Source organism: Geoalkalibacter sp. (assembly GCF_030604225.1).
Taxonomy (GTDB): domain Bacteria; phylum Desulfobacterota; class Desulfuromonadia; order Desulfuromonadales; family Geoalkalibacteraceae; genus Geoalkalibacter.
This window is the reverse complement of record NZ_JAUVWH010000016.1, coordinates 1-16,289: the sequence shown is the minus strand read 5'-3', so window position 1 is coordinate 16,289 and position 16,289 is coordinate 1. Positions and strand designations below refer to the sequence as shown.

Below are 16,289 nucleotides of genomic sequence, written 5' to 3'. Positions count from 1 at the left end.
AACCAGTCCCTGCATATTCCAAAAGCAAAACGCCGTCGCGATGCCTCGCGACGGCGCCTTGAGCCCATCAATCCGCAAGTGATTCTCTAGCGGGCGCCTCCGACACTTTTCCCCGAAACAAAGGAATTGCGGGGCATTCCGGGCAGCCAGCCTTCGTATTGCCAATCGAGAGCAAAGTCCTTCATGGCTTCGAAAATGTGGGTGTTGTCGACGATGGTGGTGCCGGGATACCAGGCCCCTTCATAGAGGCTGAAAAGCTCGGCGGCCGCTCCTTGGACGTAGAGGCTCACCAGTTCGTTGGTGTGGCTGCCGGTGCCGTAGGTGACCTTGGGCTCGACACCGGGCGCGGCGGATTGATTCCAAGCGAGAATTTCATTGGCGGCCGGCAGTTCCCCCTTGCCCAGGGGCAGGGCGGGGTTCAGGCGCATGTAGCTGTTGCCGTGGTCACTGGTCACGAGGAGCAGGGTGTTGCTCCAATCCAGTTGGTCACCGGGCTGGTTGATGAAGGTGATTGCGGCCTTGACGGCCTCGTGCAGGTCGTGCACCGTGCCCATCATCCAAAAATAGTCGTTGGCATGATTCGCCCAGTCGATATCGCCCTGCTCAACCATCAGGAACAGGCCGTTTTCGTTGGTACTAAGCACTTCCAGGGCAGCCGTGGTGGCGGTGGCGAGAGTCGGGTTTTCGATGGTGGCAGCTTCAACGGTCGGCTGGCCGGGATTGTGGAAAACCAGGGGTGGCTCGAAATTGCCGCCGGCGCCGCCAAACAGACCGAAAAGCTTCTGGCCGTTTTTCTTGGCCTCTTTGGCGCCGGCTAGCAGCGCCTGGTTGGCATCGACACCCGGCTGACGGTCGACGAAGACATATTCGCTGCCGGCCTGCAACTCATCGTAGAGCGCCCGCGACATGAAGCCGGAGTTGTAATCGATATGGCCGCCGCCGATGACCACCTCGGGTTGGGTCACCTGAATGATTTCGTCGGCGATGCCCAGCCCCTGGTAGCCGCCGCGGCCGGTGAAGTAGTTGTTGCGGCTGACATTGTGGGAAACGAAGGCCGCCGGGGTCGCATGGCTGAAGGGCACGGTGCTGACCACGCCGATGGACATTCCGCGTTGCTCGCGCACCAGCTCGGCGATGGTTTTCACCGCGCCGTCGGAGGGATCCTTGGAACGCCAGGCGATGTTGCCGTCGTCGGTTTTAACGCCGGCGGCTATGGCCGTGCCCGCGGAGGCCGAGTCGGTGGCAAAGCGCGGGCGCAGGAAATAATTGTCCTCGCCGGTTTTGTCCAGGGGATAGCGCTCGAAACCGCCGCGATTGGCGTCATAGCCGACGGCCGGATCGAAGTTGTCGTAGGCGAAGGGCGCGGCACCGAGTTGACGGGCATAGCCGTTGTAGGTCGTGACGTCCCAGGTGGCCACCGGTACTTCATAGTCGAGTTGGTTCCACACCAGACCGAAGTCTTCCCCGGTCAGGTAGCGGCTGTAGGCGACTTCATGCTCAAGTTGCATGCCGTCGCCGATGAACAGGATGATGTTTTTGACTTGCGCGGCCTTGTGCGGTGGCGTCGCCATGCCTCGATTGCCGTTGTTTGCGAAGCACAGCCCAGGGATGAGCAGCGCCAGCAAGGCGAGGTTGATGGCTTTTCTTTTACCGCGAATCTTGCAGATCATTGGTTTTCCTCCCTTTTTCCACAGGTTTTTGCCGTTGAATGACGAGGGTTGACGACAGCAGGAGCGATGGGCTAAAGGGAAAATAGGAAGGAAGGATTATGGGATTGTTGTCCGGGGGTTAAACTTTGATGAGTCCTGGTTGACGATTTAAATCAAATCCTTAAGCCAGCGAAAGGCGACAAAGGTGCCGGCGGTGGACCCCAGGGAGGAGAGGAAGAACACCAGCAGCACCCGCGCCAGGCGATTGCTCCACCAGCCGCGCCAGGAAACCAGGTCGTCGCCGACGCGCTCCATGTCGCGCACCGTCGGCGGCGCGACCATGACCTGCACCAGACCGGTGACGAATCCCGCGCCGATGGTTGGGTTGAGGGAAGTGACCGGCGCGGCGCAAAAGGCGCTAATAATGGTCAGGGGATGGCCCAGGGCGATCAGCGCCCCCAGGGCCGAGAGCCCCCCGTTGGCCAGTACCCAGGCGGTTGCGGCACCGGCCATCTGGTCGCGATTACCGAGAAAAAAACCCAGCACGAAAAGGGATACCACCACCGCCGGAATGATCCAGGGAAGGATTTTGGAGATGACCGGCTTGGGCGGCACCCGGGAAATCTCGCGGATGGTTTCCTCGCTGATGTCGCGCTCGAGCAGTTGCAAAATGCCGGGAACATGGGCGGCGCCGACCACCGCCACGATTTTTTGGCCCGGCGCGTTGCGGATGTGGTAGGCCATGTAGGTGTCGCGCTCATCCACCAGAATGGTTTTTACCGAGGGCAGCATGCGGCTCATTTCCTCGAGCATGGCCGAGAGAGTGTCGGTCTGGCGCAGGCGTGCCAACTCCTCCTCGCTGACCTTGTGTGATTCGAAGAGGCTGGCCACCAGCGACCCCATGAGTTGCGCCTTCTTCCACAGGCTGGTTTTGCGCCACACCCGCAGCAGGGTGGTGCGAATGTTGCGGTCCACCAGTTCCACCCGCGCGCCCAGCCCTTCGGCGGCCTCGGCCGCGGCCGCCAATTCCGCGCCGGGACGGATGCCGGTCTGTAAGCCCATCCGTTTCTGAAAAGCGGCCAGGGCCAGATTGGTCATGAGGTAGGGCACCTGGCCGCGCTTGATGACCTCGCGCAGGTTGAGGGATTCCCACTGGTTGCTGTTTTTGAGAGCCTGCAGGCGTTGAGCGTCCAGTTCGACGCAGACGGTCTCGGGCTGCTCCTCGCGGATAACCCGCGAGACGGTTTCCACGGATTCCCGGGAAATATGCGCCGTGCCGATGAGGATGATGTCCTTGTCGGCGATGGCAATGCGATGAATGTCGGATTGTTCCATGGAAAAGCCGGTCCCTTCGAAAACGTTTTCAGCGCGGCATGGTACCACAGGTGGGCGGGGAAAGCGAAAAGGATTCCTTGGCCGGATTGGCGCGTCGCCGGCGGAAGGCGTGAGGAATTGTGATATAATGAGTCATGTATTGGCGGTGCAGGAACAATGGCCAAAAATTTCCCGAACCCTGGTTCGAGAGTCGGGATCGGTCGACGAAAGGTTTAAAGTCAGGGATCATTCGAAACGCTTAGGAATAGCGGGAGGACGTCATGAAAAAAGATCGGTTCGATTATCTTTGTCAGGAAGCACAGGCCGGAAACGATGCCTTTGTGTTCAATCCCCTGCGCGAGGAAGACGGCCGGGTGTTGAGTTGTTCCATCGATCATCTGGTGGTGGAAACCAGTGACGGAGACAAGCGTTGCTGGGATTTTCGCGAATGTGATGAGATCAGTCGCGACAAGGGAGAGTTTCCTTATCGGTAAATCGCCCGGCCGGTCCTCTGTCCCCAGCCGGGACGACAAAAAGGCGCTCGCGATCGCGGCGCCTTTTTTATGTGCCCTCTCCACGCCTACCGTGGGACATTGGCCTCACAACGAGAACCAAAAAGGTGGGTTCTCCGGGCGACACATCAGGCGTCCCGCTACGGGGCGGGCTGGCTCACAGCATCACGAGAGGAGATCCCGAGAAAAAATTATTCCGCGTGGGCGTTCTTGACCTCACCTGTAGGGCAGAGAGTGGCTTGTTTACGGTTGAGTATAGGAGATCGTTCGCGCCCTGGCAAGAGACAAATTGCCCTGTTGGGGGAGTGCTGTGGCGACAAATCGACCAACGGTCCAAGGTTTGCCTAAATTTTCAGCTTCGTGTGCCAAAAGTTCAGCAGCCGGATGGCCTCTCGTCGCAAGCGGGAGGCTAAGTTATTTATTTGATGCCTTTTTTATTGTTGTCTGGGGTGGCATGGCTTGTGCGACAGGAGCACCCAGATGAGAGGGGAAAGGTGTTGAATGGACGCAACGCGGGACAACAAAAGTGACAGGCTGCTCAAGGCCCTCATCGAAATCGGCCAGGAACTGGCCTCCTCGACGACCCTCGAAACCCTGCTGGGGCGGATTCTGGATATCTCGCGCGATGTCTTTCACTTTGAAAATGCCATCATCCGCCTGCTCGACGAGGACACCGGCACCCTGGTGAGCGCCGCCTCCTATGGCTACGAGGAGCCGGCCTTCAGCCAGCCCCTCGCCCTCGGCCAGGGAGTCATGGGCAAGGTGGCCGCGAGCGGTCGTCCCTTGCTGATCAATGATCTGGGCGAGGAGACCGACTACGTCGCGGGCATCAGCAACGCGCGCTCAGAGCTGGCCGTGCCCCTGGTGGCGCGAGACAAGGTGGTCGGCGTGTTCAACGTCGAGAGTCCGCGGCCGGCGGCTTTCAGCCGCGAGGATCTGGAATTACTGATGATTGTCGGCCGCCAGGCCGCCACCGCCATTGAAAACGCCCGCCTCTACCAGAACCTCAGCCGCGTCTCCAATCAGTACCGCGATCTGCACCAGTTCAACAGCCGCATTCTCAAAAGCGTCAATCTCGGCATCTACACCGTGGATGCCGGCATGCGCATCACGTCCTGGAACCATCGCATGGAGGACATGAGCGGGCTCACCGAGGGCGAGACCCTGGGGCGTGATCTGCTCGGGCTGTTTCCGCAACTCGAAGAGGAGGGCGTGGCGCAGCGCATCCGTCAGGTGCTGGCCACGGGAACCCCGGAAAAACTGCGGCTGACCCATCGCGATTTTCGCGGCGAAGAGCGCTTTCAGAAACGACGCATCGCGCCGCTCAAGGATGGCGAGCTGACCACCGGCGCGGTGGTCATCGTCGAGGACGTCACCGAATTCCGTCGGCTGCTCGACCAGATCGTGCAATCTGAGAAGCTTGCCGAACTCGGTCGGCTTTCGGCGGGGATTGCCCATGAGATCAACAATCCCCTGAGCGTCATTTCCTACGCCGTGCAGCTGTTGCTGCGCGAGGACCCTCTGGCACCCTTTCAGCAGGAACTGCTGGAACGCATCGACAGCGAGACGGATCGCCTCAAGGCGCTGACGGGGGGGTTGTTGTCGTTCTCGCGCGGACGTGAAACCCTCAAACGCTTCACCGATCTCAACGAAATCGCCCGTGATGTCCTGCGCTTGGTGAAATTCGAGCTGACCCGCAACAACATCACGGCTCAGGAAGACTTCTCCGCGCTGCCCGTGGTGCTCGCCGATCCCAACAAGCTCAAGCAGGTCATCATCAATCTGGTGATGAACGCCATCCAGGCCATGAAAAGAGACGGCGTCATCCGCCTGCGTTCACGGACGCCCGCGCCGGGGTGGGTGGAACTGGCGATTTCCGACACGGGTCCGGGAATTGCCCCCGATATCCAGAAAACGATTTTCGAACCCTTCTTCACCACGCGAAAAGAGGGCGAAGGCACTGGCCTGGGTCTTTATATTTGCAGCACGATCGTCAACGACCACGGCGGCAAGCTGCTGCTTGAATCGGCAGTGGGCGCCGGAGCGACTTTTCGCCTTCAACTGCCCGTCGAATAGTCTGTTGAAAAAATAATCAAGAGACTGGATTTGTGCCATTGGAATAGGCGGGTGTTGACGGTGGATATTTTCAAGATATTGAAATAGATAGGTTTTTGTTTTTGGTACAGCCTGTGCTAAACCCTTAGGCAGGTGAGGGCAGGCGCATAGATTCCAGTCAGCCATCCTCACCGGCAAAAATTTTTTTTATCACCTCACGGCTGACAACGGCGTCGGCGGGTTTGGGAAAAAGTCAGGGCAAAGGCGCCCCTGCTGCTTTTTTGAACAAAGCAGTGCGGGCGCCTTTTTCCGTATGCAGCCAGGGTCCGTTTCAACAAGGAGAAGACAGCGAATGAAAAAGGTGGAATGCATCATCAAGCCGTTCAAGCTCGACGATGTCAAGGGCGCGCTCACCGACCTCGGCATTCCGGGCATGACGGTCAGCGAGGTGCGCGGCTTCGGGCGGCAGAAAGGGCATACCGAGCTTTATCGCGGCGCCGAGTACCAAATCGACTTCATTCCCAAGGTGCGCGTCGAGGTGGTGGTCGCGGACGAGCGGGTTCCCGACGTGGTCGCCGCCATGCAGCGCGAGGCCTGCACCGGGCGCATCGGCGACGGCAAGATTTTCGTCACGCCCGTCGATCAGTCGATTCGCATCCGCACCGGCGAGCAAGGGCCGGATTCCTTGTGACAAGAGTCTGATTTTCCCGGGTTTGTCTTGCAACCCGATCTATCCTTCGGAGGTTTCGTCATGAGAAAAACATTGTCCATCATCGCCGCGGCTCTGCTGGTGCTCGCTCTTCCGACCCTGGGCCTGGCCGAGGAGGAGGCGCCGGTCACGGACATCGCCTTTATCCTCAACAGCTTTTCCTTTCTCGTCAGCGGCGCGCTGGTCATGTGGATGGCGGCCGGTTTCGCCATGCTCGAAGCCGGCATGGTGCGCAGCAAGAACGTCGCCACCATCTGCCTCAAGAACATCTCGCTGTACTCCATCGCCGGCATTCTCTACTACCTGATCGGCTACAACCTCATGTACAGCGGCGTGGACGGCGGTTTCCTGGGCAGCTTCGGCCTCTGGGCGCCGGATGACGCGGCGGCTCTGGCCGGTGATTACTCGGCGGGCTATGCCAGCGGCTCCGACTGGTTCTTCCAGATGGTGTTCGTCGCCACGGCGGCCTCGGTGGTTTCGGGAACCGTGGCCGAGCGCATCAAATTGTGGCCCTTTCTGCTGTTCTGCGTGGTTCTCACCGGCATCATCTATCCCATTCAGGGCGCCTGGAGCTGGGGCGGCGGCTGGCTGGACGAAATGGGCTTTTCCGACTACGCCGGATCGACCATCGTGCACTCGGTGGGCGGCTGGGCGGCCCTGACCGGTGCCATCATTCTCGGCGCGCGCAAGGGCAAGTACGGAGCGGGAGGGCGCGTTAATCCCATCCCTGGTTCGAGCATGCCCCTGGCGACCCTCGGCACCTTCGTGCTCTGGCTGGGCTGGTTCGGTTTCAACGGCGGCTCGGTGCTGGCCCTGGGTTCCGTCGAGGCGGTCGTCGAGATGTCCGTGGTCTACCTTAACACCAATCTGGCGGCGGCCGGCGGCATCGTCGCGGCCATGATCGCCCTGCAGATCATCTACAAGAAAGTCGACCTCTCCATGGCCCTCAACGGTGCCCTGGCCGGTCTGGTGTCCATCACCGCCGGACCCGCCACCCCCTCGCCCGGCGCGGCGGTGCTCATCGGGGCGGTTGGCGGCGTACTGGTGGTGCTGGCCGTCCCCCTCTTCGACAAGCTCAGAATCGATGACGTGGTCGGCGCCCTGTCGGTCCATCTGGTGTGCGGCATCTGGGGAACGCTGGCGGTTCCTTTCACCGACGGCGAGGCCAGCTTTCTCACCCAGCTGATCGGCGTGATTTCCGTGGGCGCCTTCGTCTCGGTCTTGAGCGCCGGGGTCTGGCTGGCCATGAAATACACCATCGGCATCCGCGTGTCGCCCGAGGAAGAGCATAGTGGTTCGGACACCGCCGAACTCGGCCTGGAGGCTTATCCTGAATTCGGCCAGGGCTCGCAGAAGTTGCGCTGATCCCTGATTTATCATCAACTCCCCGGGCGGCCGGTGCCGCCTGGGGCAATCCCTCACATGAAAAGGAGAAAATGCGGATGAAATTGACCAAGTGGATGACCATGGTGGTGGCAGGAGCGGTCTTTAGCGTCGGCGCGTTGGGTTCGCCCGTCGCAGCCGCGGTGGAAGCCTCGGGCAGCGTTTACCTCGGCTACTTCGACAAGTACCTGTGGCGCGGATTTAACCTCAGCGAAAGCAAGCCGGTCTTCCAGCCCGGCGTGGATGTGAGCCTCGGCAACTTCACCTTCAGCTACTGGAGCAACATTCAGCAGAATGACGGCGAGGCCACCGAAACCGACATCACCATCGACTACACCTTTTCGCCTCATGAACTGGTCTCGGTGAGCGTCGGCAATATCTTCTACCAGTTGGACTTCGGTGGCTTCAAGGATACCAACGAACTCTACCTGAGCGTCGGCCTCGACACCCTGCTCGCCCCGACCCTGACCGCCTATTGGGATTATGACGAAGCCGAGTCCGATGGCCTCTTCTTTACTCTGTCCGTGGGCCATACCTTCGAGGTCATGGACAACCTCGGCATCAACCTCGGCGCCCTGGTCAGCTACAATCAGGCGAGCGATTACGCGGTGTTTTACGAGGATGCCAACGGCGATCCCAAATCCTATCGTGACTTCCACAACTACGAACTTGGCATCAGCGCCGACTACGCCCTGATGGAAAATCTGGTTCTCAGCCCCTCCGTGCTCTACAGCTCGGGGATCAGCGGCGGCGCGAAAATGGCCATTGATTCGGATTGGCTGGCCGGGATCAATCTGAGCTATAATTTCTAGGCAAACAGCGTTTGCCGAATTCTGGTCGACAGCGGGGCCGCCATTCCCTACACTGGGGTGGCGGCCCCGATTTTTTTCCGGCGGCCGCTTCATGTCTTTGGAGAGGACCGTCATGAAGGAAATTGCCTTGCGCGCCGCCCGCGAAGGGGGGCGCATTCTGATGCAGAAATTCGGCACCGCCTTGCGCATCGAACACAAGGGCGCCGTGGATCTGGTGACCGAGGCCGACCGTGAAGCCGAGCAGGCCATCGTCGGGGTCATCCGCCAAACCTTTCCCCGCCATTCCATCCTGGCCGAGGAAGCCGACTACGGCGAAGGCAACGCCGCGTATCGCTGGATCATCGACCCCCTCGACGGCACCACCAATTTTGCCCATGCTTTTCCCTGGTTCGCGGTTTCCATTGCGCTTGAGGTCGATGGCGCGGTGGTTCTCGGCGTCGTTTACAATCCGGCCAATCAGGAAATGTATGTGGCGGAAAAAGGGCGCGGCGCCTATCTCAACGATGTGCAGATCCGCGTCTCGACCCTTGCCGGGATCGAGGACAGCCTGCTTGCCACCGGATTTCCCTATGACCGCAAGCACAGCGAGGTCAACAACTACGATCATTTTCTCAATTTTCAGCAGGCCGCCCAGGCCTGCCGGCGGGCCGGGGTCGCCTCGCTGGATCTGGCCTGCACCGCAGCCGGCCGTTTCGATGGTTACTGGGAGATGAAACTCAAGCCCTGGGACGTGGCGGCGGGCAAACTGCTGGTCGAGGAGGCCGGGGGGCTTGTCAGTGATTTCGACGGCCGCCCCTGTGACATTTTCGGAGCGGAAATCCTGGCGTCCAACGGGCTGATTCATGAGCCGATGATGGATCTGCTGCGTCACGGCCGACGCCCCGGCTAACCCTTTTCTGCTATACTTTAAGCCATAAGGGATTTACCCGTCCGGTCGCCGGCGTGGGGTCGGGGAAAGGGCGGGCTCAGCAAGGCAAGGAGGCGATATGGCCGACAACGACAATCGGGTTGAAATGGGCGATCTGACCCCGAATCTTGAGGAGCGTTTGGAAAAGGTTGAAAAAGGACTCGACATCATGGAGCGCCACGCAGATGCGTTGGAGCAGACGGAGGAGGGGTTGAACAATTACATGAAAAAGGTTGATCGCGAGCACAAGGACAGCCACTTTCACAGCGTTCCCCGCCCGCGCAAGCATGTTCTCTAGGATGATCGCATAAGCATGGCCAACGACAAGGGCCCCTCCTTCGCGAGGGGCCCTTGTCGTTGATGGAGAAAAACGCCCAGGATTTGTCGTTTAAGGTGTTTGCGACTCGTCCGGTTTTTCCTCGGGCTCCTCGGCCTTGATCATTTCGATTTCGTGCTCGATGACCGCGGCGCTTTGCTTGAGGCCATCGAGTTTTTCCAATAGCTGACGCACGTCCTCCTTTTCGAGAATGGCGGCTTCGCCCGCCTCATGGGCCGCGGAGACGAGCTGACCCAGATCGCCGTGGGCGGCATCGATTTTTTTGTGCAGGGACGCAAGGTCGATTTTTTTCTGCACGATGCGCCGATACTGCCCGGCCTTGAAGGTTGCCGTGGTAAATGTCTTGCGGGTGGCGTCCCAGATTTTCTCGGTCATATCCTTGAGGCCCTCCTCATGGCGGGCTTCGGTTTCGGGTTGCTGCTCGTCCTTGGGTTGCTGGTCGGCCGTTGGTTCCTCGGTGGTTTCAGGCTTCTTGGGTTCCTCCGTCATGGTTTCCTCCCCGGAAATGGCGAAAATTTTCAATCATTCTAGCAGTTTTGTCTTCAGCGTCAAGAAACGGGCGCGCGCCTGCCCTGTCTGGCCCCTTGCCCGCGAGGTATTCTTGGTCTAAACTAAGCCGAGTATTTTCAAGCGTTTCTTTATTCCCGCAAGGAGGGCCGTTCATCATGACAGCCGTTGCCAAGCCCGGCTCCACCAAATTTCAGGTCGATCTGCGCCGTCATCTCAGGGAAACCGAGGAGGACCGCGACCTGACGCGGTTGATCTGCGAGATTGCGGATGCCTCGAAGTACATCATCAATTCCATCCGCACCGGCGACCTCGGGCTGGCCGGCACCTCCAACCTCTACGGCGAGGACCAACTCGCCCTCGATGTGCTCTCCGACCGCATCCTGCGCAAGCGCCTGATCCATTCGGGCGTGGTGGCCAACATTCTCTCCGAGGAGACCACCGAGATCATCAAGGTTGCCCCCGACGGCAAGTATTCCGTCGCTTACGACCCTCTGGACGGCTCTTCCCTGGTGGATGTCAACCTAGCGGTCGGCACCATTGTTTCCATCTACGAGAGCACCAATATTTTTCAGCCCGGCCGCAACCAGGTGGCGGCCATGTACATTCTTTATGGACCGCGCACCTCGCTGGTCTATTCCACCGGCAAGGGCGTGCATGAATTCAGCATGAACCAGCTGATGGAGTTCACCCTGGATCGCGAGAACGTCAAAATGAAGCCCAGCGGTTCCATCTATTCTCCCGGCGGGCAGCGCAACCTCTATACCGAGGGCACGGAAAAATACGTGCGCTTTCTCGAGGAAAAGGGCTGCAAGCTGCGCTACAGCGGCGGCTTCGTGCCCGATATCAACCAGGTCTTGCTCAAGGGGACGGGGATTTTTTTCTATCCGCATCTGCGCAACAAACCCAACGGCAAGCTGCGTTTGCTCTTCGAGCTCAATCCCATGGCCTATCTCGTCGAGCAGGCCGGCGGCAAGGCGTCCACCGGCCGTCAGCGCATTCTCGACCTCCAGCCCCAGGGCATCGACGATTGCGCGCCGATCTTTATCGGCTGCCGGGAGGACGTGGAAAAGGCCGAGGAGTTTATCGCCCAGTTCGGCTGAAGGGGCTCGTTTGGTGCGACCTTGCCGCATTCACACACAAAAAAAACCGGAGCCGCTGCTCCGGTTTTTTTTGTGGGGGCCGGTGATCAGATTTCGGTGATGTTGAGGGCGCAGAGGGCCTGGCGAACGTGCTCGCGGATGAGACGGCCTTCCGTGAGGCTGAGGGCGTCGCGGGCGATTTTTTCCGCCTGCGCCAGGGTGATGTGGCGAACAAAGGCTTTGATGCGGGGAATAAAGGGCGCCGCCATGGAAAACTCGCGGATGCCCAGGCCCAGCAGCAGGGCCATGTGCACCGGATCGGTGGCCATTTCGCCGCACAGGCACAGCCCGATGCGATGTTTGCGGGCGATGCGCGCGAGCTGCCCGAGAATGCCGATCACCGCCGGGTGCAGCGGATCGAAATACTTGGCGACCAGGGGATTGTTGCGATCGGCGGCCAGCAGGTATTGGATCAGGTCGTTGGTGCCCAGCGCGAAGAATTCGACCTCCCCCGCCAGGCGCTCCGCCAGGTAGGCCGCGGCCGGAACCTCGATCATCACGCCCAGGGGGATCCGTTCCGCGGTCGCGATGCCTTCGGCGCGCAGGCGTTTGTACGCCTCGGTGACCAGGCTCTTGCAGGCGCGAATCTCATCCATGCTGGAAATCATCGGAAAGAGCAGTTTGACCGGCCCATGGGCGCCGGCCATGAGGATCGCCTCGATCTGGGTGCGAAAGATGTCGCGATGGTCGAGGCACACCCGCACCGAGCGCCAACCCATGAACGGGTTGTCCTCGCGCGGCGGGGCGAAGTAGGGCAGGGCCTTGTCGCCGCCGATATCCAGGGTGCGGATGGTCACGGGCCGGCCACCGAACTCTTCGACGATGCGGCGATAAAGCTGGTATTGCTCCTCGCGGTCGGGGAAATCGCCGCGCGCCATGTAGGGAAATTCCGTGCGGTAAAGGCCCACGCCCTCGGCGCCGTTGCGCAGGGCGATGGCAACATCGCCAATCAGGCCGATATTGGCGCGCAGCTTGATTTCCTCGCCCTCGGCGGTAAAGGCCGGAAGTTCGCGGTACTCCTCGAAGCGCTGGCCTTCGCGGCGGCGGTCGGCGTCATGCCTCTGGAACTCCTCGCTGACCTGGGGGGGCGGATTGATGTAAAGGGTGCCTGAATTGGCGTCGAGAATCAGGCTTTCATCGGGTGCCACCATTTTGAGCAGCCCCTTGACGCCCACCAGGGCGGGGATGCCCATGGACTTAGCCATGATGACGGCGTGGGAATTCTTCTCGCCGACCTCGGTGACGATCCCCAGGATTTTTTCCGGCTCCAGGCTGGCCATGTCCGAGGGGAGCAGTTCCCGGGCGACCAGAATTCCGGGATTCTTCAGCTGCAGGGGTTGGGCCTGATTGCCCATCAGATGCCCGAGAATGCGCCGGCCGATGTCTTCCATGTCGGCGGCGCGCTCGCGCAGGTAGGCGTCCTCCATGCGGCCGAAGGCCTCGACGTAGGCGCTGACCACGGTTTTCAGCGCGTAGGCGGCGCAGTGATGGCGTTGTTCGATCTCGGCGAGCAACTTTTGGATGAACCCGCGATCTTCCAGGATCATCAGATGGGTATGAAAAATCGCGGCGTCATCGGCGGATAGCCGTTCGGCCATCTGCTTTTCGAGGTACAGGGTCTGGATGCGGGTTTTTTCCAGGGCATCCTCGAGCTTGCGGCGCTCGTCCTCGGGGTCGATATCCGCCTCGTCGACGATATCGGTGAGCCCCAGGCGCTCGTCGAGCAGATTGGCCGGGCCGATGGCGACGCCGGAGTAGGCGATGGCGCCTCGCAGGGCGTGATAGCCGTTGCGGTTGCCGTTGTCGACATCGACCTTGGGAGAGCGCAGGGTCTGGCGGGTCTGTTCGAGTTCCTGCACCACGCGATTGGCCTGCTCTTCCTTCTGGCGGATGGAATCAAGCAGGCGCGCGTTGATGACGATGGACGCCACCTGAAAGGCAATCGTCGAGAGGGCGCTGATTTCCTCGCTGCTGAACTGGCGCGGTTCGGCGGTCTGGATGGTGATGACGCCGATGGGGTTTCTCCGGTCGAACAGCGGAATGCCGAGAAAAGAGTGGAAGCGCTCTTCGCGGGTTTCGCGGAAATAGCGGTAGCGCGGGTGATGCTGCGGCTCGAGAATCGAAACCACGCGGCCCTGCTCCACCGCAAGGCCGGTCAAGCCCTCGCTGATTCTCATCACCACCTTGCCCACCGCGCGGCGTGACAAGCCCTTGGTCGCGCGCAGGCGCAGGGTGTGGCCGTCCTCCTCGAGCAGGTAGATGGAACACACCTCGGTGCGCATGCGGCGTGAAACCAGGGCGACGATGTTGTTGAGGGTGTCGTCGAGGTCGTGCGACTGAAGAATGAGGGCGCTGATGTCCTCCAGCGTGGTGATGCCGAACTGATCCTTGCCGGGATTTTGTCTGGAGGTTGGGCTCATAGTGCCTGGAAGACCACGTGGGAGAAGTGGAAAATCAATGCCCTATATTAACGGAGCGCGCCGCCGATGGCGATAAAAAAACGCCGCCCGGGGGAGAGAGGTCCCGGTGCGGCGTAAAGGGGCGGGTCTGCGTTTCGTTTTGAAAAGTTTCGGGCCCCAACATGTACTCCTCTGGCAAGCAAGGGTCGTGCCAGGGTGTTGTTTTTTTCGGATGTGAGGCTTTTTGCGGGCTTGCGGCCCGGTGCGCGTGATCTCAAAACCTTTCTTGTGTGTCGAATCTGGCACGAAAAAGGAGCGTGAGGGGCTGACTTTTTCAGTTTGCGGCCCAGGGAGCGCGCTTGGGGTGTGCCGCGATTGGCGCAAGGTTTGGCCGTGATCGGTTATTTGGCGGGATGGCCGTCTTTTTTGAACTCGGCGCCCTTGAGACCGTAGCGGGTCAACAGACGGTAGAAGGTGCGACGGGGTATGTTGGCCTTTTTCGCCGCGAGGGAGACGTTGCCTCGGGCTTCCTCGAGGTATTTACGCATGAGGTTTTTTTCGACCTGTTGCACATGCTTTTCCCGCTGTCCGCGAAAGGTGCCGTCCTTGGAGGTGGGCACGCCGCTGCCGTCCTGATCGAGAACCAGTTCCGCGAAAATCACCGGCAGGTTTTCCAGGCGGATGACATTGTCCTGGGTCAGAACCGAACCGCGTTCGATGATGTTCTGCAGCTCGCGGATATTGCCCGGCCAAGGGTAGCGCATCATCGCGGCGATGGCCCGGTCCTCGATGCCGCGGATCGGCTTGTTCAGCCGTTTGCTGGCGGCGGCGAGAAAATGGTGCACCAACTGCGGCAATGAATCGAGGCGGCTGCGCAGGGGCGGCATGGTGATGGTAAAGACGTTGAGGCGGTAGAACAGATCCTCGCGAAACCAGCCTTCGCGCACGCCTTCTTCCAGATTGCGGTTGGTGGCGGCGATCAGGCGTACATCCACCTTGATGGGCAGGGTGCCGCCGACGGGCTTGAGTTCGCCGCTGTCGAGCACGCGCAGCAGTTCGGCCTGCAATTTGGGAGTGATGTCGCCGATCTCGTCGAGAAAGATGGTGCCGCCGTTGGCTGCTTCGAACAGGCCCTTCTTGTCGGCGATGGCGCCGGTGAACGAGCCCTTCTTGTGGCCGAAGAGCTCGCTTTCGAGCAGGCTGTCCGTGAGGGTCGTGCAGTTGACCGTGACCAGGGGCTTGTCGGCGCGGTTGCTGTGCTCGTGAATGGCGCGGGCGGTAAGTTCCTTGCCCGTGCCGCTCTCGCCGCGGATCAAGACGGTGGTGGGGGTGGGGCCGACCTGGCGGATGAGCTTGAGCACCTCGAGGGTGTGCGGATCCTTGCCGATGATGGAGGGATCGCCGTACTCCTGGGCGAGGGCGCGCTGCGCCAGTTCGTATTTCTGGGTCAGGCTGACCCGATCCTCCTCCAGGCGCTGGATGGAGAAGGGCAGGCACATTTCCGTGTCGGCCAGCCCCTGGTAGACCGCCACCGCATGCTCGCGGCAGGTGGGGTAGCCGCAGGCCCCGCAGTCGAATTCGTCCTGTTCGACGAATTTGTTGGTGGCCTGCAGGATCTGGCGGATGCTCTCGCCGTTGGGCGGTTCGAGCCGCTTGTGCTTGTTGGTGAACCGCCGCCGGAGGTCGGGCAGGGGCGAGGGATCGTCATAGCTCGACCGGGTATCGTAGGGCAAGTCCTGCCGCTGGTGGGAAGCGATCACCAGGTTGCGCTTGGCAAAGGTGGTCAGGCGATTGTTCTTGCCGGGACCGCCGATGCAGCCGCCTTCGCAGAAACGGATGTCCACCCAGCGCGGCGTGATGCGACGCGCGGCCAGGTCGCGGATGAGTTCCATCGAGCTTTCCGAGCCGGCGGTGGAGATGTAATCGGGATTGAGGAAATCGTTGCGCACCCCGAAGGCCTGGAAGGGGCCGCCGGATATGGGGAACAGCCTGCCGTGGTTGGGCTTGCGGCCATCAAAGGCTGCGTCGGCGAGGCGGGTCAGGTCGTGGCCCGCCTCGCGAAACATCTGGCTGAGTTCGCGATAGGTCAGCACCATGTCGATGGCGCCGGCGACTTCCTCGGAGGCCATCTCGAATTTGCCGGCAATGCAGGAACTGATGTAAATGACGCGGGTTTGGGCTCCGCGACGGGACTTGAGGAAACGGCCGATGGCGACCATGGGCGAGACCACCGGCATCAGGTTGCGCAGCAGTTGGGGGTAGTGGCGCTCGATGAGATCGACGATGGTCGGGCAATGGCTGGAGATGAGCGGCGCGCTCTGGTCGCCCTCGATCAGGCCGCGGTAGCTTTGAGCGATCAGTTCGACACCGGCCGAGCCTTCGTGAACCTCGGCGAACCCAAGCTTCTTGAGTCCCGCCACCAGTTGCCCCGGGCGTAGGTCGTTGAAAAAGGCCGCGTAGGAGCAGCCCAGCACGGCGATGACGTCAGCGCCGCCGCGCAGGAAGCGCTGGGTGCCCTCGATGCAGTCGGCGATCACCTTGGCCTTTTGGGAGCAGGCCTTGA

The 16,289-nt window shown here is 60.7% G+C and carries 13 protein-coding genes and 1 other RNA gene; 8 read left to right on the top strand and 6 right to left on the bottom strand.

Translation table 11 applies throughout. From position 1 onward, the window contains the following. Positions 1 to 86: 86 nt before the first annotated feature. Both QAT43_RS03505 and QAT43_RS03500 read right to left on the bottom strand, forming a co-directional pair. Positions 87 to 1,670, bottom strand: a complete 1,584-nt coding sequence (locus QAT43_RS03505) for an alkaline phosphatase (RefSeq protein WP_305041653.1) — start codon at positions 1,668 to 1,670, stop codon at positions 87 to 89. A 147-nt stretch (positions 1,671 to 1,817) separates the two neighbouring features. After that, the gene (locus tag QAT43_RS03500) at positions 1,818 to 2,984 is read right to left on the bottom strand and encodes a TraB/GumN family protein (protein WP_305041652.1); all 1,167 of its coding nucleotides are present in this window, start codon (positions 2,982 to 2,984) and stop codon (positions 1,818 to 1,820) included. A gap of 260 nt (positions 2,985 to 3,244) precedes the next feature. Here QAT43_RS03500 and QAT43_RS03495 point away from each other — a divergent pair, with 260 nt between their 5' ends. Then, on the top strand, positions 3,245 to 3,457 hold the full coding sequence (locus QAT43_RS03495; RefSeq protein WP_305041651.1) for a hypothetical protein: 213 nt from the start codon (positions 3,245 to 3,247) through the stop codon (positions 3,455 to 3,457). Positions 3,458 to 3,530: 73 nt separating this feature from the next. On the opposite strand, the gene ssrS is transcribed toward QAT43_RS03495, so the two are convergent. Next, positions 3,531 to 3,712: non-coding RNA, 6S RNA (ssrS, locus tag QAT43_RS03490), on the bottom strand. Positions 3,713 to 3,976: 264 nt separating this feature from the next. Between ssrS and QAT43_RS03485 the strand changes: the two genes are divergently transcribed. From QAT43_RS03485 to QAT43_RS03460, 6 genes are all read left to right on the top strand, one after another. Next, positions 3,977 to 5,551, top strand: a complete 1,575-nt coding sequence (locus tag QAT43_RS03485) for an ATP-binding protein (RefSeq protein WP_305041650.1) — start codon at positions 3,977 to 3,979, stop codon at positions 5,549 to 5,551. Positions 5,552 to 5,882: 331 nt separating this feature from the next. Beyond that, positions 5,883 to 6,221 carry a P-II family nitrogen regulator gene (locus QAT43_RS03480; protein WP_305041649.1) on the top strand — a complete coding sequence of 113 codons (339 nt, stop codon included), beginning with the start codon at positions 5,883 to 5,885 and terminating at the stop codon, positions 6,219 to 6,221. Positions 6,222 to 6,281: 60 nt separating this feature from the next. Next, entirely contained in the window at positions 6,282 to 7,604 is a 1,323-nt protein-coding gene (locus QAT43_RS03475) for an ammonium transporter (protein WP_305041648.1), read from the top strand. Positions 7,605 to 7,681: 77 nt separating this feature from the next. Next, positions 7,682 to 8,434 (top strand): hypothetical protein, encoded by a 753-nt coding sequence (locus QAT43_RS03470; RefSeq protein ID WP_305041647.1) that lies wholly within the window; start codon positions 7,682 to 7,684, stop codon positions 8,432 to 8,434. A 112-nt stretch (positions 8,435 to 8,546) separates the two neighbouring features. Continuing rightward, positions 8,547 to 9,323, top strand: a complete 777-nt coding sequence (locus QAT43_RS03465; RefSeq protein ID WP_305041646.1) for an inositol monophosphatase family protein — start codon at positions 8,547 to 8,549, stop codon at positions 9,321 to 9,323. A 97-nt stretch (positions 9,324 to 9,420) separates the two neighbouring features. Then, on the top strand, positions 9,421 to 9,639 hold the full coding sequence (locus QAT43_RS03460) for a hypothetical protein (RefSeq protein WP_305041645.1): 219 nt from the start codon (positions 9,421 to 9,423) through the stop codon (positions 9,637 to 9,639). A 90-nt stretch (positions 9,640 to 9,729) separates the two neighbouring features. Here the strand turns inward: QAT43_RS03460 and QAT43_RS03455 are convergent, their stop codons facing one another. Next, positions 9,730 to 10,167: a hypothetical protein gene (locus QAT43_RS03455; RefSeq protein WP_305041644.1), complete on the bottom strand. Its 438-nt coding sequence runs from the start codon at positions 10,165 to 10,167 to the stop codon at positions 9,730 to 9,732. A 176-nt stretch (positions 10,168 to 10,343) separates the two neighbouring features. Here QAT43_RS03455 and QAT43_RS03450 point away from each other — a divergent pair, with 176 nt between their 5' ends. Beyond that, positions 10,344 to 11,288, top strand: a complete 945-nt coding sequence (locus QAT43_RS03450; RefSeq protein ID WP_305041643.1) for a class 1 fructose-bisphosphatase — start codon at positions 10,344 to 10,346, stop codon at positions 11,286 to 11,288. Positions 11,289 to 11,374: 86 nt separating this feature from the next. Here the strand turns inward: QAT43_RS03450 and ptsP are convergent, their stop codons facing one another. Together ptsP and QAT43_RS03440 are read right to left on the bottom strand one after the other, a co-directional pair. Then, positions 11,375 to 13,747, bottom strand: coding sequence for a phosphoenolpyruvate--protein phosphotransferase (gene ptsP, locus QAT43_RS03445; RefSeq protein ID WP_305041642.1), 2,373 nt, complete (start codon positions 13,745 to 13,747; stop codon positions 11,375 to 11,377). 380 nt (positions 13,748 to 14,127) lie between these two features. Beyond that, a partial coding sequence (locus QAT43_RS03440) for a sigma 54-interacting transcriptional regulator (protein ID WP_305041641.1) occupies positions 14,128 to 16,289 on the bottom strand: 2,162 nt, incomplete at its 5' end.